Annotated in this window: 19 protein-coding genes and 1 pseudogene; 8 read left to right on the top strand and 12 right to left on the bottom strand. The window is 67.3% G+C overall.

Going from position 1 to position 20,236, the window contains the following annotated elements; genetic code table 11:
* Positions 1 to 251: 251 nt before the first annotated feature.
* Both ACFU6I_RS40940 and ACFU6I_RS40935 read right to left on the bottom strand, forming a co-directional pair.
* Positions 252 to 1,682, bottom strand: coding sequence for an MFS transporter (locus ACFU6I_RS40940; RefSeq protein WP_384377270.1), 1,431 nt, complete (start codon positions 1,680 to 1,682; stop codon positions 252 to 254).
* A complete protein-coding gene (locus ACFU6I_RS40935) occupies positions 1,679 to 2,665 on the bottom strand; it encodes a nucleoside hydrolase (protein ID WP_384377267.1) in 987 nt (328 codons plus the stop codon). Before ACFU6I_RS40935 ends, ACFU6I_RS40940 begins: the two co-directional genes overlap by 4 nt.
* 169 nt (positions 2,666 to 2,834) lie before the next feature.
* On the opposite strand from ACFU6I_RS40935, the gene ACFU6I_RS40930 reads away from it, so the two are divergent.
* Positions 2,835 to 3,878: a LacI family DNA-binding transcriptional regulator gene (locus ACFU6I_RS40930; RefSeq protein ID WP_384377264.1), complete on the top strand. Its 1,044-nt coding sequence runs from the start codon at positions 2,835 to 2,837 to the stop codon at positions 3,876 to 3,878.
* A 468-nt stretch (positions 3,879 to 4,346) separates the two neighbouring features.
* On the opposite strand, the gene ACFU6I_RS40925 is transcribed toward ACFU6I_RS40930, so the two are convergent.
* The 3 genes from ACFU6I_RS40925 to ACFU6I_RS40915 form a co-directional block, all read right to left on the bottom strand.
* Positions 4,347 to 6,167 carry an endonuclease/exonuclease/phosphatase family protein gene (locus ACFU6I_RS40925; protein ID WP_384377260.1) on the bottom strand — a complete coding sequence of 607 codons (1,821 nt, stop codon included), beginning with the start codon at positions 6,165 to 6,167 and terminating at the stop codon, positions 4,347 to 4,349.
* 406 nt (positions 6,168 to 6,573) lie between these two features.
* Positions 6,574 to 7,248 (bottom strand): response regulator, encoded by a 675-nt coding sequence (locus ACFU6I_RS40920; protein WP_384377257.1) that lies wholly within the window; start codon positions 7,246 to 7,248, stop codon positions 6,574 to 6,576.
* Positions 7,245 to 8,891, bottom strand: a complete 1,647-nt coding sequence (locus ACFU6I_RS40915; RefSeq protein WP_384377285.1) for an ATP-binding protein — start codon at positions 8,889 to 8,891, stop codon at positions 7,245 to 7,247. Before ACFU6I_RS40915 ends, ACFU6I_RS40920 begins: the two co-directional genes overlap by 4 nt.
* 97 nt (positions 8,892 to 8,988) lie before the next feature.
* On the opposite strand from ACFU6I_RS40915, the gene ACFU6I_RS40910 reads away from it, so the two are divergent.
* The 5 genes from ACFU6I_RS40910 (at position 8,989) to ACFU6I_RS40890 (ending at position 13,632) form a co-directional block, all read left to right on the top strand.
* Positions 8,989 to 9,990: a Bug family tripartite tricarboxylate transporter substrate binding protein gene (locus ACFU6I_RS40910; protein ID WP_384377254.1), complete on the top strand. Its 1,002-nt coding sequence runs from the start codon at positions 8,989 to 8,991 to the stop codon at positions 9,988 to 9,990.
* Positions 9,987 to 10,520, top strand: coding sequence for a tripartite tricarboxylate transporter TctB family protein (locus ACFU6I_RS40905; protein ID WP_384377251.1), 534 nt, complete (start codon positions 9,987 to 9,989; stop codon positions 10,518 to 10,520). The genes ACFU6I_RS40910 and ACFU6I_RS40905 overlap by 4 nt, the downstream gene beginning before the upstream one ends.
* Entirely contained in the window at positions 10,520 to 12,019 is a 1,500-nt protein-coding gene (locus ACFU6I_RS40900) for a tripartite tricarboxylate transporter permease (RefSeq protein ID WP_384377247.1), read from the top strand. Before ACFU6I_RS40905 ends, ACFU6I_RS40900 begins: the two co-directional genes overlap by 1 nt.
* An 11-nt stretch (positions 12,020 to 12,030) precedes the next feature.
* Complete coding sequence (locus ACFU6I_RS40895; protein ID WP_384377244.1) at positions 12,031 to 12,426, top strand: universal stress protein; 396 nt, start codon at positions 12,031 to 12,033, stop codon at positions 12,424 to 12,426.
* Positions 12,427 to 12,504: 78 nt separating this feature from the next.
* Complete coding sequence (locus ACFU6I_RS40890) at positions 12,505 to 13,632, top strand: DUF475 domain-containing protein (RefSeq protein WP_384377241.1); 1,128 nt, start codon at positions 12,505 to 12,507, stop codon at positions 13,630 to 13,632.
* Between the two features lie 655 nt (positions 13,633 to 14,287).
* Here the strand turns inward: ACFU6I_RS40890 and ACFU6I_RS40885 are convergent.
* Entirely contained in the window at positions 14,288 to 14,926 is a 639-nt protein-coding gene (locus tag ACFU6I_RS40885; RefSeq protein ID WP_384377238.1) for a hypothetical protein, read from the bottom strand.
* 323 nt (positions 14,927 to 15,249) lie between these two features.
* Positions 15,250 to 15,438 (bottom strand): hypothetical protein, encoded by a 189-nt coding sequence (locus ACFU6I_RS40880; protein WP_384377235.1) that lies wholly within the window; start codon positions 15,436 to 15,438, stop codon positions 15,250 to 15,252.
* 65 nt (positions 15,439 to 15,503) lie between these two features.
* On the opposite strand from ACFU6I_RS40880, the pseudogene ACFU6I_RS40875 reads away from it, so the two are divergent.
* Positions 15,504 to 15,773: pseudogene (locus ACFU6I_RS40875) on the top strand (site-specific integrase); the annotation flags it as partial.
* 81 nt (positions 15,774 to 15,854) lie between these two features.
* Here the strand turns inward: ACFU6I_RS40875 and ACFU6I_RS40870 are convergent.
* The 5 genes from ACFU6I_RS40870 to ACFU6I_RS40850 all read right to left on the bottom strand — a co-directional run bounded on the left by ACFU6I_RS40870 (position 15,855) and on the right by ACFU6I_RS40850 (position 19,094).
* Entirely contained in the window at positions 15,855 to 16,301 is a 447-nt protein-coding gene (locus ACFU6I_RS40870) for a hypothetical protein (RefSeq protein WP_384377232.1), read from the bottom strand.
* A 1-nt stretch (position 16,302) separates the two neighbouring features.
* The gene (locus ACFU6I_RS40865; protein WP_384377229.1) at positions 16,303 to 16,593 is read right to left on the bottom strand and encodes a hypothetical protein; all 291 of its coding nucleotides are present in this window, start codon (positions 16,591 to 16,593) and stop codon (positions 16,303 to 16,305) included.
* 361 nt (positions 16,594 to 16,954) lie between these two features.
* Positions 16,955 to 17,518, bottom strand: coding sequence for a dihydrofolate reductase family protein (locus ACFU6I_RS40860; protein ID WP_384377226.1), 564 nt, complete (start codon positions 17,516 to 17,518; stop codon positions 16,955 to 16,957).
* 586 nt (positions 17,519 to 18,104) lie between these two features.
* Positions 18,105 to 18,662: a hypothetical protein gene (locus ACFU6I_RS40855; RefSeq protein ID WP_384377223.1), complete on the bottom strand. Its 558-nt coding sequence runs from the start codon at positions 18,660 to 18,662 to the stop codon at positions 18,105 to 18,107.
* Positions 18,663 to 18,797: 135 nt separating this feature from the next.
* On the bottom strand, positions 18,798 to 19,094 hold the full coding sequence (locus ACFU6I_RS40850) for a hypothetical protein (RefSeq protein WP_384377220.1): 297 nt from the start codon (positions 19,092 to 19,094) through the stop codon (positions 18,798 to 18,800).
* 229 nt (positions 19,095 to 19,323) lie between these two features.
* On the opposite strand from ACFU6I_RS40850, the gene ACFU6I_RS40845 reads away from it, so the two are divergent.
* Positions 19,324 to 20,157 (top strand): PIG-L family deacetylase, encoded by an 834-nt coding sequence (locus ACFU6I_RS40845; RefSeq protein ID WP_384377217.1) that lies wholly within the window; start codon positions 19,324 to 19,326, stop codon positions 20,155 to 20,157.
* Positions 20,158 to 20,236 lie beyond the last annotated feature (79 nt).

The raw sequence follows: 20,236 nt of genomic DNA, 5'->3' as shown, positions 1-20,236 counted from the left end.
GCCACCCCCCCGCCCACACCGTGGGCGCGCGCCATGTGGTTGTCCTGGTATGCGGGCCCGGGCCCGGATGCGCCCTGTGGGTGCGGAGCGAGCGGCCGGCCTCCAGGACGGTTTCCCTCTGTCGGAGCGAAGGCCAGCCGTCATCTGCACCCTGCGCGCCACCACGATCGGTGCGTCGGGCTCGACGGACATCCGGCCGTTCGAGGGGCAGAAGCGTCAGATCCGCATGGGGGAGCCGACGGTGCTGCCGGTCAGCGCGACACCTCGGCTTCCACCGGGCGCGGGATGAGGAACGACACGGCAAATGCCGCAAGGGTGACGAGGAAGCCGGCCAGGACGACGATCTGGTACGAGGTCCGGGTGTCGCCGAGCGACTCCGTGGCCTGGCGGACTGCGGGCAGGACGAGGAAGCTCAGGCCGGCGCCGAGGTTGAACGCACCGGCGTTCATGCCCGGCAGAAAGCCGGGGTTGGCCTTCGGGGAGAGGACGATACCGAGACCGTTGAGCATGATGTTCGCGGTTCCCGCGTACGCGATGCCCAGGAGTGCTGTGCCCGCCACCATGACGGGAAGGCTCGCCAGGCCCAGGAACGCGATGACCGCGAGCGCCACGAGACTTCCGAGCAGGCCGATCCGCAGCATCTTTCCGTAACCGAGCACGGGGGCGAGGCGTCCGCTGAGCGGGCCGGCCGCCCAGCCGAGCAGGGCGTAGGGGGTGAGGATGATCAAAGACATTTCCGTGGGGCCGACCGCGAAGCCGGGCGCGGCAGCCTGAACATAGGCGGGCACGATCCCGTTGATCACCGCGAAGATGCCGGTCATGGTCATCACGGTCGTCAGCAGCGGAGCCCATGTCGCGCGCTGGCGGAGGTGCACGATTTCGACCATGGGTTGGGCCGCCCGCTTCTCCACCGCCCAGAAGCCCGCGAAGGCCGCGACGCCAAGGGCGGCCAGCAGTACCGAGACGAGGAGCGTGCCGCTGTCGAACGCGGCGACGAGACCAGCCGCCTGGTTGAGCGCGACAAGGACGGCGCCGACGGCGACGACGATGCAGAACACCCCGGCCCAGTCCATCGATGTGCCGGCTCCCGGGCGGGTCTCAGGTGCCTTGGTCGCGACGAGGACGGCAGCGACGACGGCGAGGACCATCATGATCCAGAAGAGGCTGCGGAAGCCGAAGTGCTCGGTGAAGTAGCCGCCGACGAACGAGTCAATCCCGGCGACGCCCCCGTTGACGGCGGTGATGACGCCCAGGAGCGCCCCGTAGCGGCGCGGATCCGCCGTGGCGGACCGGAGCATCATGAGGCACAGCGGGACCGTAGGTCCGGACACACCCTGGATGATGCGCCCCACGAAGAGCCAGCTCACGTCAGGGGCCAGCGCAGCGATCATGGAGCCCGCAGCCATGAGCACCATCATCGCGACGAGGACGCGCTTGCGGCCCACGATGTCGCTCAGCCGCGGCAGGAACAGGGAGAAGAGCGCCGCAGCCGTGAAGAACCATGTCTGGGACAGGTCGATCACGGCCTGGTCGGTATGCAGCTCGCGCGCCATCGACACCAGCGCGGGGCTGAGCATCGATGCATTCAGCTGGAACGCCACGCACGCTGCAAGGAGCGCTACGGTCAGGACGCCGGTTCTCGTAACCGACGTTTCGGTACTTGGGCTCGTCTGCACGCTCATTCTGCAGACACCTCCGAGGACGGCTCGCCGATGTTCCTCACGGCGTCGACGACGAGGTCCCAGAACTTCTCACGGTCCAGCTCGACGGCCACCGAGGTGTTGCAGTTCTCCGGTGCGGGGGCACGGAAGTCGGCGACGGTCATTCCGAGGGTGAGTGTACCGGTGAGTTCGATGTCCACGGGGACGCGCCTGGTCGTCATGACCGTGGGGTCGATGACGTAGGCGACGGCGCACGGATCGTGCACGGGCGGGTGGTCGAAGCCCTGAGCGTCCTTGTACGTCGCCGCGAAGAAGTCCATCAGCTCGACGACGAACTTCGCAGGACCCGTGCCGATCGCGGCGAAGCGCTCGACCACATCCGGCGTCGCGAGGGCCTGATGGGTGAGGTCGAGGCCCACCATGACGACAGGCCAGGACTCGTTGAAGACGATGTGAGCGGCCTCGGGGTCGATCTTGATGTTGAACTCCGCGACGGCGCTCCAGTTGCCCACGTGGTATCCGCCCCCCATCAGGACGACCTCGCGGACCCGCTCGACGATCCGCGGCTCCTTCCGGGCGGCCATCGCGATATTCGTCAGTCCGGCCGTGGGGACGAGGGTCACGGTTCCGGGCTCATGGGCCATGACCGTGTCGATGATGAGGTCGACGGCGTGACGCGGATCGAGCTCGAAGGCCGGCTTGCGAAGGTCGGGCCCGTCGAGACCCGAATCGCCGTGGATGTCCGGCGCGATCTCGATCGGGCGGACCAGCGGCCGGGAACAGCCGGCCGCGAACGGGACCCCGGTGATACCGGCGACGGCAGCCACGGACAGCGCGTTGCGTGTGACCTTCTCCAGTGTCTGGTTGCCGACCACGGTCGTCACGGCCAGCAGCTCGATGTTCGGGTTTCCGTGGGCCAGAAGGAGGGCCACTGCGTCATCGTGGCCGGGGTCGCAATCGAGGATGATCTTGCGCGGACTGGATTCACGTGGGGAAAGGGACATGGCGGGGCTCCGCGTCGTCGGGAACTGGGGCTGCTGCAGGCGGCCGGGGGGATCACACGACTGTGACACCAGCAAAGATTCACGTCAAGCGTTTGACGTCAAACGCTTGACGTCAAACGTTTCACCCCATGGTGAGGCTGGGCGGGACACCCCCAGTACAATGCGGCACATGGATACGGCCGACGGCAGTCCGCTTCCCCGCCCCGCAGGCTCCCGGCGCGTGACGGCAGCGATGGTCGCGCGCGAGGCGGGGGTCTCGACCGCCACCGTCTCACTCGTGGTCAGCGGCAAAGCGCGTGGGCGTGTCTCTGCCGCAAACAGGGAAAAGGTCGAGAACGCAGTCGCACGCCTGGGCTACGTGGTGGACACTGCCGGCAGCTCCCTCTCCAAGGGGTTCAGCCCCGTGGTCGTACTCATCGCAACGGACATCACCAACCCCTTCTACGCCGATCTGATCTCCGCCGCCCGCGCGGCGCTCGGCGATCGGTACGAGCTGTTGTTGTCCGTGAGCGACCCCGGCAGCCCGACCGACCCTGCGAGCATCCCCCGCCTGATCTCGCAGCGCCCGGCAGGCTTCCTCATCGACGCCCCGAACGCGGAGCTGGTCGCGAGCCTTCCCGTCGGAACACGGGCCGTTCTGCTGGACGCCCCGGGGCTCAGTACCACCTGGCCCACCGTCAACCTCGATGTAGCGGGCGGCGCAGCCGAGTTGGCCCGTCATCTCGCGGACCTCGGCCACCGGCGCGTCGCCTACCTCGACAGCGTCGTCGAGGTGGAGACCTTCCGGGTGCGGCGCGAGGCGTTCTGCGACACGGCAGCGGATCTGGGGCTTGAGGCCTGTTATCAGGCCAGCTCGCTCACCGCTGTCGACGATGCCGCCAGTGTCTTCGCCAAAGTCTGGCCCGCGTGGCAGGCGGCCGGCATCAGCGCGGTGGTCGGATGCACCGACACCCACGCATACGGGATCCTTGCAGCCGCCCGCGTCGCCGGCGTGAGTGTCCCCGATGCACTCGCCGTCGCCGGCTTCGACGACCTCCCGTACTCGCGCCACATGAGCCCGAGCCTTACAAGCGTGAGCCTCCCCGCCCGCGAACTCGGCGACGCGGCGGGCAGGGCGCTGCGCGCGATCATCGAGGGCGGGGATCCCGAAGACCACCAAGTCATGCTGACAAGCAGGCTCATCCGCCGGGACTCGACCGTAGGGACTCCGTAGTACTGCTCCTGACCGGGCAGCCTGCGCCGGCCTCATGGCAGCAACGCTCACTGATCGGCTGATGGATGACGCGGCGGAAACGTGATGTATCCGCGGCGATGTGGGTCATGTGCAGGGCCAACTCATGCAGCGTGCCGCCCGTTCCGGCCGACCCCGCGCTCCAAGGGCCCGGGACGACCACCGACCGTGCACTCCATCCGCGTCCTGGTCCTGCGCCTGGCGAAGGAGACCCCCACCTGGGGATCTAGGCGAATCCACGCGAGTCAGCAGTCCTGTGCGTGAAGCCGTTCGGCTTCGTCAGCGAGACGATCGCCCTGGGCGAGATCGAGGCAGCGTTCGAGAAGATGCACCGCGGTGAGGCCCTGCGCTCGGTGATGCTCCTGCGGCGGCGCGGAACAGTCGCCCCGGAAACGACGGAACGCCCGCCCGGGGAGCCGGGTGGGCGCTCGTCGAATGGTACTGAAGCCGTCAGGGAATCAGACGGACGACCTGGGGGTCGTGGTCGCTGGCCTTGTCCGCGAACTCGGCGTTGATGTGGACGATGTCGTAGTCGTACGAGGACAGCGAGGGGCTGGTCAGGATGTGGTCCAAGACCTGGGAGTTGCCCTGGTACACGTAGGTGTAGCGCTCTCCGGCGGGCAGCGTGGCGGGCAGGTCGATGAGGCCGGTGCCCGAGGTCAGGGTGGACACGGTGCCGGAGAACTCGAAGTCGTTGAGGTCACCGAGGACCACGGCCCGGGCGCTGGGCTGGACGGTCAGGAGCTGCTTCACGAAGGTGTTGACCTGGGCGGCCTGCTGGGCGCGCTGGGTCTCCGAGCTGCGGGTGGGCGGCTGGACGCGGGCGTTGAGGGGCTGGTCGCCGCCCTTGGATGTGAAGTGGTTGGCGATCACGAAGACCGTCTGGCCCTGGAAGGTGAACTCGCCGGCCAGGGGCTTGCGGCTGCTGCTCCAGGCGGAGTTGGTGGGGTTGATCCGGCCGGGCGAGTACGACAGGGCGGCGGTGCCGCCGTTGTTGACCACGGACACCGCGTTGGTGGAGGTGCCGCCGGGGCGGTCCGTGAAACCGACACGTGCGGGGTTGTAAAGGAAGCCGACGCGGATGTTGCCGCCGGGCTCGCCGCCGTCCTGGTTGTTGGCCGGGTTGATCTGGCGGTAGGCGTACGTCGGGCCGCCGGCCGCGGTGATGGCGTTGATCAGCTTGGTGTAGGTCTGATCGGCGGCTACCACGCCGTTGTTGGTGGCACCGTTGTTGTCCTGGATCTCCTCCAGGGCCACGATGTCGGGGGAGGACAGGTTGGTGACGATGCCGGCTGCGAGCCGGTCGAACTTGGACTGCGGGTCGGTCGGGTCCAGGTTCTCCACGTTGTAGGTGGCGACGGCCAGTTCGCCGGAGGTCTGGGCCCGGGTCGTCTCACGGGCGAGGTTGTTGTCGGTGAGTGCGCCCAGGGTGGTGGCCTGGACGGTGTAGCCGCCGAAGCCGTCGTAGTCGAGCGGGCCCACGGTGCTGCCGCCGAGGACGTCGCCGACGTCGGCGGTCGGGAAGGCACCGGTCAGCGACATGACCTTGACGCGTCCGGTGTTCTGCGAGGTGTACGAACCGTAGACGGTGCCGCCGCGAGGGCTGGGATTCTCGGTCGGCTTCGTGGTGACGAACAGCTCGTTGTACTCAGTGCTCGCACCGACGACACGCGCGTTGTCGACCTGGACGCGCATGCCCTCCAGCGACTCGTACAGGTCGAGGGCGTAGCTGGAGGGGGCCAGGGTGAGGCTCTCGAGGTTGCCGCTGGGGGCGTAGGCGGCGGGGATCGATGCGGCGTCGAGCACCACGGGGGCGGGCAGCGGGTTGCCGGTGGAGACGGTCGACTGGATCTGGGGCTGGGTCAGCTCGGTGATGGACTGCCCGCCTGCCGAAGAACCGCCCGGGTAGTACTCGGAGACACTGCCCCTGACGGTGACCATGTTGCCGACCTTGGTGGAAGGCGTGCTGGATCCGGTGTACGCGAAGACGGCCTCGCTGGTGGCCGGGTTGCCGTCGCCGACCGAGTCCTGGATCCAGTAGCCGCGCGAGGACCCCGTGGAGCGGATCGCGGTGACGACTCCACTGACCGTCACCTGCTGGCCGTTGTAGGGCGAGATGCGCTTGTTTCCCTGGAGCGATGCGATGGTGACGGTGGCAGCCGACGCAGGTGCGGGCAGGGCAAGCATCGTGGCTGTCAGCGCGCTCGTGAGCGCGGTGGCCGTCAACAGACTGACACGCGAGGGACGGTGGGATCTGAAGCGAGACTTCATGACGGTGCCTTTCGCGAGACGGATGGGGCGGGCCGCGAGCACCGCTCCCGCGCGTCTGGGGGAACGCGCCGTGCGGCATAGATGTTGTAAAGTCGTCAGGTTTCCACCGGGCAACTGACAGGTGTTCTACGCGTGTCACCTCTGCGCGCGCTGCAACAGCGTGTGCCGGCCCGCCTGGTGGACGTGCGCCGACGACGATGACGGCGGCACCGACGGCAACGGGCGCGGACGGCGACGGCACCCGGCAACGTGTCCCGGAAGCGGAACGGGTCCGCGGGCCCGGACCGCTGGGGTGTGCCGCATCTTCCGAGCTCACGTCGCGTTGCCGTCACTGCTCCCCATGACTTCGCTGCTGTGTGAGTGGGGAGGGACTGGGCCCGTGGCGGCCGGACCGGCAAGAGCGAACTCAGGCGCGCCAACCGTAGCGGCGCTCGGGTCTGCCGGCGGCTCCGTACCGCAAGGACACGTCGGCGCGGCCGGTGTCGTGGAAGTATTCGAGGTAACGACGGGCGCTGACCCGGGAGATGCCGGTCCGGGCCGCGCACTCGGCCGCGGACAGCGTTCCGTCGGTATCGCACAGTGTGCGTTCGATCAGCTCTGCGGTCTCCACGCTCATGCCCTTCGGCAACGCGACACTCGATGCCGACAAGCCGGCCCCGGTCAGTACCCGGTCCACGTCGGCCTGACCTCTGACGACTGTGGTGAGCAGGCTGTTGCGCTGGGCGGCGTACCGTACGAGGCGGGGACGCAGGTCTTCGAAGTCGAACGGCTTCAGCAGGTAGTTGACCACACCCTGGCGGACGGAGCGGCGGACCACGTCGGTCTCGCGCGAGGCGCTGATCACCATGACGTCACAGTCGTGCCCGGCGGTCCGCAGGCGTGGAATGACGTCCAGGCCGAACATGTCCGGAAGATAGAGGTCGAGCAGGACCAGGTCGGGGCGCAGCTCGCCGACGGCCGTGATCGCCTGCTCGCCGGTGTTCGCCGTGCCGACGACCCGGAAGGGCTCGACGCGGTCGACGAAATTCTGGTGGACACTTGCCACCATGAAGTCGTCGTCGACGACCAGTACGTCGATCATCGGGAGGCTCCTTCCGGTACCGCGCCGGCCAGGTTGCCGACGGACATCCTCGCGGTGAACATGGCGCCGTCGGGTGTGTTGGTCACCGCGACCTCGCCGCCGCGGCGCTCGCAGACCAGCCGGGTGAGCGCCAGCCCGATACCGCGATCCCCCTCCTGGGCAGCTTTCGTGGTGAAGCCGTGCAAGAAGACTTCCTGGGCGAGCTCGGGTGCCACGCCGGGTCCTGAGTCGCGCACCACGATCTCCACGCTGGATGCGTCCTGCCGCAATTCGACCTCCACCCAGGCATCGTGGCCGTCGTCGCCCGCTGTCGCGGCGTCGACGGCGTTGTCGACGAGGTTGCCGATCACTGTCGCCACGTCCACCGAGTCCTCCGGTGCCAGCCGGTCGAGCGCCGTATGCTCCGAGACGCGCAGCACGACCTTCCGTTCGGCCGCGAGCGAGGACTTCGCCATCAACAGAGCGCTGACGGCCATGTCGCGAACCCGCCTGGTCAGGGTCGTGTCCAGGGAATGGCGGTGCCGGCTCAGCGCGCGGACGTACTGCACCACCTCGTCGTGCTTACCGATCTGGATCAGCCCGGAAATCGTGTGCAGCTGGTTGGTGAACTCGTGTGCCTGCGCGCGCAGTAGCTCGGCTGAGCTGCGGAACGATCCGATCTCGCGTTCCAGTTGCGCCAGTTCGGTACGGTCCCGCAAGGTCGTGACCGAGCCGAGCTCGCGGCCGTCCTTGGTGACGGTCATCCGGTTCATCACCAGAACCCGACTCCGGCGTATGACGACCTCGTCGCGGCGCTCGGCCGTGTCACCGGGGGATCCTGCGAGTACGTCGTGCAGGCGGCCCTCGATCCGGAGGTCGGTCAAGCTCATCCCCACACAGTGCTCGGGCAGATCGAGCAACCGCCTGCCGACCTCGTTCACCAGGGTGAGCCGCAACTGCGGGTCGAGGGCGATCACGCCTTCTGCGATCCCGTACAGCATTGCCTCGCGGTGCTCGGCGAGCCCTGCGATCTCGCGTGGCTCCAACCCGAGGGTCTGGCGTTTGGTACGCCGGGCCAGCAGCCACGATCCGATCAGGCCGAGTCCGCTCGCAATGCCGAGGTAGGCGAGCAGATACGATGACGCGCCATTCAGCCGCTGCCAGACCGTCGGTGACGCCTCACCGATCATCACCGTGCCGAGATGTCGGCCGAGGTTGGGTTGAGCCGCTTTGAGCACCGGCACCTGGGCCACCAGCTCGTGGGCACCGTCCAGGACCAGCTTGCCCGACCAGCCGCGGGCCTGGGCGACGCCGGGGCCGAGCGGCAACCTTGTACCGATGGCTGTGGGATTCGTGGAGCTGACAATCCTGCCGCTGCTGTCGGCGACCGTCACGGAGGTGACACCCGACTGGGTCAGCGTGGTCTGGACGAGCGGGGCGAGCGTCTCACCCGACGCCGGTCGGCCGAGCTGGCTGGACATCAAGGGGTTGCCGGCCAACTGCTCGGCCAGCGCGGTGACCCGGCGTCCTTCGACCCGGTTGAAGGTCGCTTCCGACTGGGCCAGCGAGACGGCGGCGACCGCCAGCAGCACCACGACGACGATGGCGAGCTGGAGTACCAACAGCTCGCCCGCGAGGGTATGGCGGCGAAAAGTTACGACCACAATGAACTCAATCTTCAATGCTGACACAACACAGACGTGGCGTCTGCCGAGTCGCACAATCATGGCGTCCGACTGCCGGAAGTGAAAGAGACAAGCCATGAGAACTCGCAGAGCCGCTGTCGTCAGCGCCCTGGCTGCCATGTCCATGCTCGCGGTAGGCGCCTGCGGCGCCACCGCGGAGAAGAAGGGGACGGGCAAGAGCGACGAGCCCGTCACCGGCCTGCGGATCATGGTCCCCAACACCCCGGGCGGTGGGTACGACACCACGGCGCGGACGGCGGCCAAGGTGATGGAGGACACCAAGATCGCGTCCGGAATTCAGGTGTTCAATCTTCCGGGCGCCGGAGGCACGGTCGGTCTGCAGCGCACTGTGAACGAAAAGGGCAACGGCAAGCTCACGATGCAGATGGGGCTGGGAGTCGTCGGTGCTGCGTACGCCTCGAAGTCGAAGGCGACGCTCTCCCAGACCACGCCGATCGCCAAGCTGATGGAGGAAGCGGGCGCGATCGTCGTGCCCAAGAGCTCTCCGTACAAGACGATCGACGATCTCGTCACCGCCTGGAAGAAGAACCCCAAGGGCATAGCTGTCGGGGGCGGCTCCTCGCCCGGCGGACCGGACCACCTGCTTCCGATGCAGCTGGCCAAGACGGTCGGCATCGACCCGAAGAAGGTCAACTACATCGGCTACGACGGTGGTGGTGAGCTGCTCCCGGCGATCCTCGGTAACAAGATCGCCTTCGGTGCCAGTGGTTTCGGCGAATTCCTCGACCAGATCGAGGCGGGTCAGGTGCGGGTGCTCGCGGTGACCAGCGAGAAGCCGATCGACGCCCTCAAGGATGCCCCGACACTGAAGTCTTCGGGTATCGACATGGTCTTCACCAACTGGCGCGGAATCGTCGCCCCGCCCGGCATCAGCGACGCCGACAAGAAGGTCTGGATCGACTCGCTGACCGCGATGCACGGCTCCAAGGAGTGGAAGGCCGAACTGACCAAGCACGGCTGGACCGACGCGTTCACCACAGGCGACGAGTTCGCCACCTACCTGACGGAACAGGACAAGGCCGTTGCCGGCATCCTCACAGAGCTCGGCCTGGCATGAGCCTGGACGTCGATGAGCGCGCCGACTCGGGTTCCCGCCGGCCCTCGGGGGCGGACCGCGCACAGTACGGTGTGTGCGCGTTCCTCGCCCTGCTGGGCGTACTGGTGATCGTCGATGCCACCGGGATCGCACACACGACGAGCAGCACCGACCCGATCGGGCCGCGCACGGTACCGGTGCTCCTCGGCGCACTGCTCCTCGTGATCGCCCTGGTGTACACCGTCGACGTCGCGCGGGGCGGCCGCGCCGAACCGGAGGCCGGCGAAGACGTCGACCTGACGAATCCGATCGACTGGCGCACAGTGCTGCTGTTGATCGGCGCGTTCGTCGTCAATGCGGTGTTGATCGAACCCCTCGGCTGGGTGATCAGCGGGGCCCTCCTGTTCTGGGGAACGGCCTTCGCCCTGGGCAACCGGCACTACCTGCGCAACCTGGCGATCGCGGTAGCGCTGTCGCTGATCACGTTCTACGCCTTCGCGATCGGGCTCGGCGTCAATCTCCCGGCCGGCGTGCTGCAAGGAATCCTGTAATGGACAACCTGAATCATCTACTCGAGGGGTTCGCGCACGTCGTCACCCCGATGAACCTTCTGCTGGCGTTGATCGGCGTCACGATCGGCACGGCGGTCGGGGTCATGCCCGGCATCGGCCCGGCCATGACCGTGGCCCTGCTACTGCCAGTGACGTACGGGATGGAGCCGACCCAGGCATTCATCATGTTCGCCGGCATCTTCTACGGAGGCATGTACGGCGGTTCGACCACCTCGATCCTGCTGAATACGCCCGGCGAGTCGTCCTCGGTCGTCACGGCCATCGAGGGCAACAAGATGGCCAAGGCCGGCCGGGCGGCGCAGGCGCTCGCCACCGCGGCGATCGGATCCTTCGTCGCCGGAACGATCGGCACTCTGCTGCTGGTGCTCGTTGCCCCGCTCGTGGTGGACTTCGCGGTCGGCCTCGGCGCACCGGACTACTTCGCAATCATGCTGCTGTCCTTCATCGCGGTCACCGCAGTGCTCGGCTCGTCGCGCATCCGCGGGTTCGCCTCGCTGCTCGTCGGCCTGGTGATCGGGATCGTCGGAATCGACTCGGTCTCCGGTCAGCAGCGGCTCACCTTCGACGTCCCCCAGCTCGCCGACGGCATTGACGTGGTGGTGGTCGCCGTCGGAATCTTCGCCGTCGGCGAAGCCCTCTGGGTGGCGGCGCATCTGCGGCGTAAGCCCGCGGGGGTGATCCCCGTCGGCGTGCCGTGGATGGGCCGGGAGGACTGGAAACGGTCCTGGAAGCCATGGCTGCGCGGCACCGTCTTCGGCTTTCCCTTCGGGGCCATGCCGGCCGGTGGCGCGGAGATCCCGACGTTCCTGTCGTACGCCACAGAGAAAAAGCTGACCAAGCACCCAGAGCAGTTCGGCAAGGGGGCGATCGAGGGAGTTGCCGGCCCGGAGGCGGCGAACAACGCGTCCGCGGCGGGCACCCTGGTGCCGATGCTCGCCATCGGGCTGCCGACGAACGCGACCGCCGCGGTCATGCTCGCGGCATTCCAGTCGTACGGCATCCAGCCCGGCCCTCTGCTGTTCGAGCGTGAATCGGGGCTTGTCTGGGCGCTGATTGCCAGCCTGTTCATCGGCAATCTGCTGCTGCTCCTGCTGAATCTGCCGCTTGCGCCGGCCTGGGCCAGGCTGCTGCGGATACCGCGCCCCTATCTGTACGCGGGAATTGTGTTCTTCGCGTCGATGGGTGCCTACGCGGTCAACGCCCAGCCCTTGGACCTGTTCCTCCTCCTGACGCTGGGGCTGATCGGTTTCGGGATGCGGAGATTCGGGCTGCCGGTGCTGCCGCTGATCGTCGGCGTCATCCTCGGCCCCCGCGCGGAACTGCAGGGCCGGCGATCGCTTCAGCTGTCGGGCGGCGACCTGTCCGGTCTGCTGGGCGGACCGGTGTCCTATGTGATCTACGCGGCGATCGTGCTCGTACTGGCCTGGCCGCTGGTCCGCCGCCACATCGTGCGTCCGCTCGTTCAGCAACGGGCCTGAAAGGGGCAGTCATGACGGTACTGGTTGGATATGTGCCCTCGCCGGAAGGAGAGGCGGCCCTGCGCGCGGGAGTCGACGAGGCCCGCACCCGGGGCGAGACCCTGCTGGTGATGAATGCCTCGCGAGGCGACGCCTACGTCGACCGCGGTTTCGCACAGCAGAAAGACCTCGACCATGTCCGACAGGACCTGACCGAGCTGGGTGTCGACTTCGACATACGCCAGGTGGTCGGCGGGCGCGATGCTGCCGAGGAGATAGTCGAGCTGGCGGGGTCGTCCGAGGTCTCCCTGGTGGTGATCGGGCTGAGGCACCGCAGCGCGGTCGGCAAGCTTCTCCTGGGATCCTCGGCGCAGCGGATCCTCCTGGATTCGCCGTGTCCGGTCCTCGCGGTGAAAGCAGATTCCTGACATTCCGTCGCCTCGGGGTGCGTGCTGGCCAACCATGCACGAGTTCGTCAGCACCCCCTTCTACACGATTGGGTACCAGTGGTTCTGAAAACCTTCGGCTGGTCGTTCGCTGTCACCGCACTCGGTCTGGTCGCAGCGGTGCTCTACGGCGGGTGGACCGCGTTCGGGGTCGTCTTGATCCTGTCCGTCCTCGAGATCTCGCTGTCCTTCGACAACGCGGTGGTCAACGCCGGAGTCCTGAGGAAGATGAGTGCCTTCTGGCAGAAAATCTTCCTCACGGTCGGTGTGCTCATCGCTGTGTTCGGTATGCGGCTGGTCTTCCCCGTCGTGATCGTCGCCGTCAGCGCGAAGATGGGGCCCATCGAGGCGGTCGACCTGGCATTGAACGATGCCGAGCGCTACGAGCAGTTGGTCACCGACGCGCATCCGTCGATCGCGGCCTTCGGCGGGATGTTCCTGTTCATGATCTTCCTCGACTTCGTCTTCGAGGAGCGAGACATCAGGTGGCTGGCCCGGCTGGAGCGGCCGCTGGCCAAACTCGGCAAAATCGACATGCTGTCGGTCTGCATCGCCCTGATCGTGCTGCTCATCAGCTCGATGACCTTCGCGGTCAACGCCCACCAGCACGCCGGGCACGCGGACAAGGCTGAGACCGTACTGATCTCCGGAATCGCCGGTCTGATCACGTATCTGGTCGTCGGGGGCCTCTCCGGCTTCTTCGAGAACAGGCTCGAGGAGGAAGAGGAGCGAGAGCACGAGGCCGAGGAAAAGGCGAAGAAGGCGGGCAAGCCCGTACCGGCCGTCGTGATGGTCGGCAAGGCCGCGTTCTTTCTGTTCCTCTACCTCGAGGTCCTCGACGCGTCCTTCTCCTTCGACGGCGTCATCGGAGCCTTCGCCATCACCAACGACATCGTACCGATGGCGCTCGGTCTGGGCATCGGCGCCATGTACGTCCGCTCCCTCACGGTCTATCTCGTCCGCCAAGGCACCCTGGACGACTACGTCTACCTGGAGCACGGCGCGCACTACGCGATCGGCGCGCTCGCCGTGATCCTGCTCATCACCATCCAGTACCAGATCAACGAGATCATCACCGGCCTGATCGGCGTGGTGCTGATCGGCTGGTCGTTCTGGTCCTCGGTGCGGCGCAACAAGGCGCTCGCCGCAGAGGAGCTGCAGCCGCAGGAAGCTCTCACCGGGGTGTGACCCGGCAAGGATTGACGGGCGTCGACCTGGTCGGATCGGCCAGGCCCGGAAGACTGCTGGAAATCTTGAACGAGGGGCCGCCCGGCCGTAGGCCGGGCAGCCCCTTCTTCGTCATGGGGTGGTCGGGGCGAGGTGCCAGGTGCCAGGTGCCACTGGCGCGGGTGAGTCCGAGATCGATCAGTCGGCGCAGGTTGAGGGCGGCGGCGCGGTGCAAATCCGGGCCGCACCAAGGCCGACGGGGGCCGCACCGGCCAGTTCAAACGGCCGTGCACCGGCTGCCCCTGCGGGAACGCTGCACTACCTCCAAGACCGGCCGGGTCATCAACGTCCCCCCCAGCACGAACTGCTGACCGCAGCCCGCCACCAGGCCGCCACCGACACCGCCTGGCAAGGCGAATACCGTCGATGGCGACCCCCGGTCGAACGCGCCATCGATGCGTCAGCGTCCGTGGTGGCCGTCGGAGTCCTTGGCCGGCCCCACGTCCTGGCCTGCGACCAGGGCGAGCAGGCAAGCTGGTGCCGAGGGCGCAGGCAACGGCGTGGGGAGGCCCACTCCCGCACCGTCGAACGCGAGCCGGGCCCGCCTGCACGAGGTTTCGGCCGGGCGCCACCGGACCGCCGGTGATCGCGGTGAGTTGGGCGCTCCTGCGGGTGCTCAGCCGGCCACTGCATCCTGCTGAGGGGCGGTGGCAGCGGGCTCCGACGCGGTCGTCGCGGTGTAGAAGACGGACGAGCCCTGCTTGCTGCGGTGAGCCAGGCTCTTCGCGACCAGCCCTTCGAGGGTGGTACGCACAACGGTGGTCTTGACGCCGCGGTCGGGGTGGGCCTGCGTGAGCGCGGCGGAGATCTCGGCGGCGGAACGCGGCTCGCTCTGCTGCTCCAGGTGGCCCCGGATCAGGTTGACGAGGGTCGGCTTGGTGTCCGTCTTGGGTGTCTTCGCGGACGAGGCCTTCGCGGATGAGGCCTTGGGGGCGCTCTTCTTGGACGCCGTCGCCTTGGCACTCGTGGCGGCTGCCTTCTTCGGCTTCCGCTGCTGGGGTTCGGTCGTGGCCTGGCGCGGCACGGTCGGCGTGGCCGTGGTGTCCGCCTCGTCGGCGGGGCTCGCGCCGCCGAGCGCCTCCTGCATGCTCACCAGCACGGAGTGGTCGTGCTGCAGCGCAGCCAACTGCTCCTGCAAGACCTTGATTTCCCCACTGATACGTTCCTGATCCTTGACGTTGCGCTCGAGGTCACCGGTCACCTGGGCGATGTACTGCGACGCCAGTCCTGTGGTTTGGGCCTGAATTTCAGACATGTCATGGGCCTTTCTGCAGCTCGCGGGTACGGCTGTGAAAACCACGAACCCGGTCCGCGAGCGGGTGGAGGCAGGTGCCCCGTCTGCGCTGACTGGGACACCCACAGGGAACAACTGCCGCAATGCACAGCAGTGTCTAGAGATATTACGCACGAGTAGAGCCCTGATGTGCCAGTCGAGTGATGTCTCACTCTCAACTTCAGGGTGAGGGACCAGTAGATGCGGGGCATGCAACGACGACACTGACCGGGGCACTGTCACTGCTGATGTGTCGTGCGGCCTGTGGGCGCCGACGATCCTGTCACCTGTGCTGAGCTGCGACTTCAGAGGCACGATGTGATCACTTCGAGGGTGTTCGTGAGCCCGTCGGCGCATGCTTGGGCATCGCGACGTTCCGTCTGGTCCACCGATTCGGCTGCCTGATGATCGGCTGGCTGCGCCTGCTGGCCCGTGCCTCCGCGGCCAAGGATGTCGAGATACTGATGCTCCGGCACCAGCCGGCCGTCCTGCACGCAGCAACCCCGAGCCGGCCTTCACCCGCAGGGACCGCACGGTACTCGCGGCCCTGCTTCGCTTGCCGACCACCGGGTTCGAACGGCTGTCGCACAGGCGGGCCCGGGCCCTGCTGGACGAGCACATGGTCGTGCGCGGGCCCGGGACGGGCTGGGATCTGCACGAGTACCGGCACCTCCCTAACCCACTTCGGTGAGCAGGGCGTCTCACTGTTGACGCTGATGGCGAAGTCCCGGCACAAGAAGCCAGAGAACGTCCTCCGCTACGTCAAGCCGTCCCCGGACGCGATCGCCGAGTTCACAGCCTGCTCGCCCCCGAGGATGCGCAGCGCTGAGACCATGGACCGTTCCAGCGCCTTCGCCACGCCGGGGAGAGGCCGTCGTGATGCTGGTCGCGGCGACCGCCTTTACGAACGTCAGCGCCCCGTCCGTGCTCGGAAGCGGCCGACGAGGGCGAAGACGACCAGGGCGGCCGTTGCCCCGAACCCCGTGGCAAGGGCATCGCCGACGAACCGGCCCAGGTCCGGCCGCAGGACGTCGACAAGCCCGAACAGGGCGATCGCCCCTGCGACGGCCGCCGCAAGTGCGGCGGTCCAGTCACGGTGCCGCGTCCAGAACCACTGAGCCAGCCCGTATCCGAGCAGAGGTGCGACGGAGAGGCCCTGCTCGTCGAAGGCGGCGAAAACGGTATACCCGACGCCGGTGACCACCCAACAGACCGAGGACACGAGCGCCACTTCGGCCCAGGAGACGCCCGGCTTCCTACCTGCCGTCTCGAGTCGCCCGCTCCACTGCCGCGGCGTCATCCCCATGCCCGTGCCGTCGGCAGTGAGATAGCCGTGGACTGCTTGGTGACGTGGCACGTCAGGTCCGATCTCGTCGATCGATAGGGGGGAGCTTCAACCGGCTGTGCTCGAACAATCCGTCCTGCCCTTCCGGCCAGTGAGGGAAAACGATCCGGCGCCAGGCCCGGGGAGTGATCGCGAACAAGAGGCAGCCCCCCGCCACCACCAGCCCGAGCGCCACGCCGGCAATGCAGGCGCGGCTTATCCAGACATGATGGTGGTCGTCCGCCCAGGCACCGAGCACGGCTGAGCCGAAGGAGAGTGCAAGGCCTGGTAGCGCAGCCAAAGCGTAGAGAAGGCGCTGGAGCATGCATGGATCCATCCTCGCATGAACGCATGCTCGAATCCCCTGCTGCTGCCGCTTCCAGGTGTGTGTGGCTACCGGCATTTCTGCCTACCGTTCAGGGCGGGGGGACGTGTCAGCAACTTCCGGGTCACCTTGTACACCAGTGAAACGATCACGCCGAGATGGTGCCAGGGCGCACCCGCCGGGTTGCCGTCCTCACCTGCTGCGATGACTTTTCGAGCCCTACAGGTTCGGGCTGCTGACGGACAGACAGATACGGCGAGGTGCCCACAAGAACGTCCAGGTCCTGGAGAAGGACATACGCACATGACTCAAGACGGTGAGAGGAAACACCCATCCAAGCTGTGAGACAGCGGGAAGCTGCTCAGCGCCTCGTCTCGTACCTGGTCAGGACCACGCCGCCGGGAAACGTCCGCGTCTCCACCAGGTTCAGGTTCACCCAGCTGTCCAGCGCGGTGAAGAAGGGCGTGCCGCCGCCCACCAGGACCGGCGCGGTGGCCAGCACGTACTCGTCAATCAGCCCGGCGCGCATGGCCACCCCGGCGAGCGTCGCCCCGCCGATGTCCATCGGGCCGCCGTCCTCGGCCTTGAGCCGGGTGATCTCGGCGACCGCGTCGCCGGTGACCAGGCGGGTGTTCCAGTCGACCTTGTCGATCGTCGAGGAGAACACCACCTTCGACATGTCCCGCCAGCGGCGCGCGAACTCGATCTCCGCCGGGGTGGCGTTGGGCTGCTGGTCGCCGGTCGGCCAGTAGGAGCTCATCGTCTGCCACAGCTTGCGCCCGTACAGCGTCAGGTCGGTCGCCTGCAACTGGTCGGACCAGAACTGGAACAGCTCGTCGCTCGGCACGCTCCAGCCGATGTCGTCGCCGGGCGCGGCGATGTAGCCGTCCAGGGTCAGGTTCATGCCGTAGATCAGTTTCCGCATGGTCCAGCCTTCCGTCCGTGGGTGTCCGGCGTATAGACCAGCGCGGCGCGGGAAACTCATCGGTGCGCGATCTGGGCTCGCCGGTAGTCCTCGTGCTCGGGGCTCAGCGTGGTGTACTCGGCCGACATGGGCAAGCCGCCTGATCTCGACCTCGCCTCCGCGAGGAAATGCCACGGATTTGAGACTGATCATGGGTGACAAGGCCGTGAGACAGCCAAGAACGCCCAGGTCACGCAAGATCGACATGTCACGAGCGGCGAGACCTTACACGCCCCATGTAGGGTCTCAGATTTCGTGGCCAAATCTCACGTCCGATGGCCAAGCGATGGCATATCTGACACGAATCTGAGACTGGCAGGTCAAGCCTCTCGCTCGCATGGGTGATTGGGATACTGGTGCCTCTGGTGGATGCCTGCTGGCACCGTGGGCTCACGGGGCATCGCTCGTGGGCTTGGGGGTGTGCGGTGGGGGAGATCGCTGCGACGGTGAGCGTACGGCGGCAACGCGGCGTGGTTGTCGACGGTCGGGATTGGGTTACGGCACCCGTTGATCTTCTGCAGTCGGCTTGTCCGTGGCGTTGCCGCCACTATGCCCCTGCCGCGCGGCCGCCCCGGACCGGGACCGTACGGGCCAGCGGGTCACCCGGCTGCACGCGGAACTGGGAGGTCAGTTCCCGACCCGAGCCGGCCAGCACCCACTGCCGGTTCACGACCCGGCCACCGACCTCGAACTCGTTCCGCAGGACGGGAAGTTCGAGCATGCGGGTGAACCACTCCGCCGCGCGCCCCGCGAGGAATTCGGGCGTTCCGGAACTCTCGATCGCCGTTTCCGGGTTCCGCTCCAGCGTGTACAGCTGATCGTGGAATTCGCCTCCGACGAGGCGGGAGCCGGTGAAGAACGCGCCCACGGTGAGAATGTGTGCTTCCGGATCGGAATCGGGATCGTAGAGCTCCAGGGTGACCATGAGTTCGGTGCGGTTCTCGAAGACCTCGAAGCTCGCGAAAGTGTCGTCGGGATCGCAGGACCACGCGCCGGATTCCGCCCGCTCACGGAGAGCGGCGAGAAAGCGAAGCCCCTCCTCGGTGGCCTCCAGCTCCGGGTCGGGCTCGAACCAGACGGGGCCGGGGTTGTCGTGCTCGTTCATGATGTTGCTGCCTCGCAAGGCTCCGGAAAGGGGCCGTGAATGAAGTGACCTGACAAGGGCCTGGCCTCCGCGGTCCAAGAGAACCGCGGAGGCCGCGATATCGGCTGGTGCGTTACCGGGAACTACCGGTGTGCGTCACCATAGGCTGTTGAAGAGATCACCTGCCTTACTGCCGAGAGAGCTCCCGGCGATGCCGCCGACCACGCCTCCGACGACTCCTCCGACCGCGGTTCCGGCGCCCGGGATGATCGACCCGACCGCCGCACCGACCGCCGCGCCGACCTCGGCACCCGCCCAGGCGCCGCCCAGGCCGCCGGCCAGGGTGGAGCCGGCCGAGACGGCCACCTGGCCCTTCTGTGGCGTCGGCAACAAGGTCGCGCTCGAGACGGTCGGGGCCCGCTCCACCTGCCCGCCGGGAAGCCTGGTGATCACGCGCTTGCACCTCGTTCGCGTTGAACGCCGATGTCCGGAAGGTTAAGCGGACGCGCCGGGAACAGCCGGCCCGGCCGGCATGGTTGCATCGACCGAGGGGGCGGCGCCGCACGGGTGGGGAATAGGGAGACCACAAGGTTGTCCGCCCCACCAGGATCCGGGCCCCAGGATCGCGGTACGCACGCCGCGCACTCGGACCAAGACGTATTTCTGCAGGAGGAACTGTTTCATGACTGACCGGCCCTTGACGCTCATGGCAGTACACGCCCACCCCGACGACGAGGCCACCGGAACCGGAGGGGTCCTCGCGCGGTACGCGGCGGAAGGCATCCGCACGGTTCTGGTGACGTGTACCGACGGCGGTTGCGGTGACGGACCGGGAGGTGTCAAGCCGGGCGATCCCGGGCACGATCCGGCGGCGGTCGCCTTGATGCGCCGTCAAGAACTCGAAGCGAGCTGTGACGTCCTGAAGGTCAGCGATCTGGAGACGCTGGACTATGCCGACTCCGGGATGATGGGCTGGCCAAGCAACGACGCACCCGGATCCTTCTGGCAGACCCCCGTGCAGGAAGGCGCGGCCCGACTCGCGGAACTCATGCGGCACTACCGACCTGATGTGGTCGTCACCTACGACGAGAACGGCTTCTACGGCCACCCCGACCACATCCAGGCCCACCGCATCACGATGGCGGCGCTGGAGATGACCGCGCTGACACCGAAGGTGTACTGGACCACGATGCCTCGCTCGATGATGCAGCGGTTCGGCGAGATCATGCGCGAGTTTCATGAGGACATGCCGGAGCCGGATCCTGCAGAGACCGCCGCGATGGCCGAGATCGGCCTCCCCGACGATGAGATCACCACATGGGTGGACACGACGGGGTTCAGCGGTCAGAAGTTCGACGCGTTGGCCGCGCATGCCAGTCAGGGCGAGAACATCTTCTTCCTCAAGATGGGCAAGGAGAGGTTCGGCGAGTTGATGGGCATGGAGACCTTCGTACGTGTCCAGGACGCCACCGGCGCGGCCATACCCGAGAACGATCTCTTCGCCGGACTGCGCTGATCCGCCCGCCCGCCCCCCCCCCCCCCCCCCCCCCCCGCCCGCCCGGGCGGACAGACAAACCCCCCGAGGCGGGCCGGGC

The sequence above is a fragment of the Streptomyces sp. NPDC057486 genome (genome assembly GCF_042802415.1).
Classification (GTDB): domain Bacteria; phylum Actinomycetota; class Actinomycetes; order Streptomycetales; family Streptomycetaceae; genus Streptomyces; species Streptomyces yanii.
This window is presented reverse-complemented; position numbering and strand designations above follow the sequence as displayed.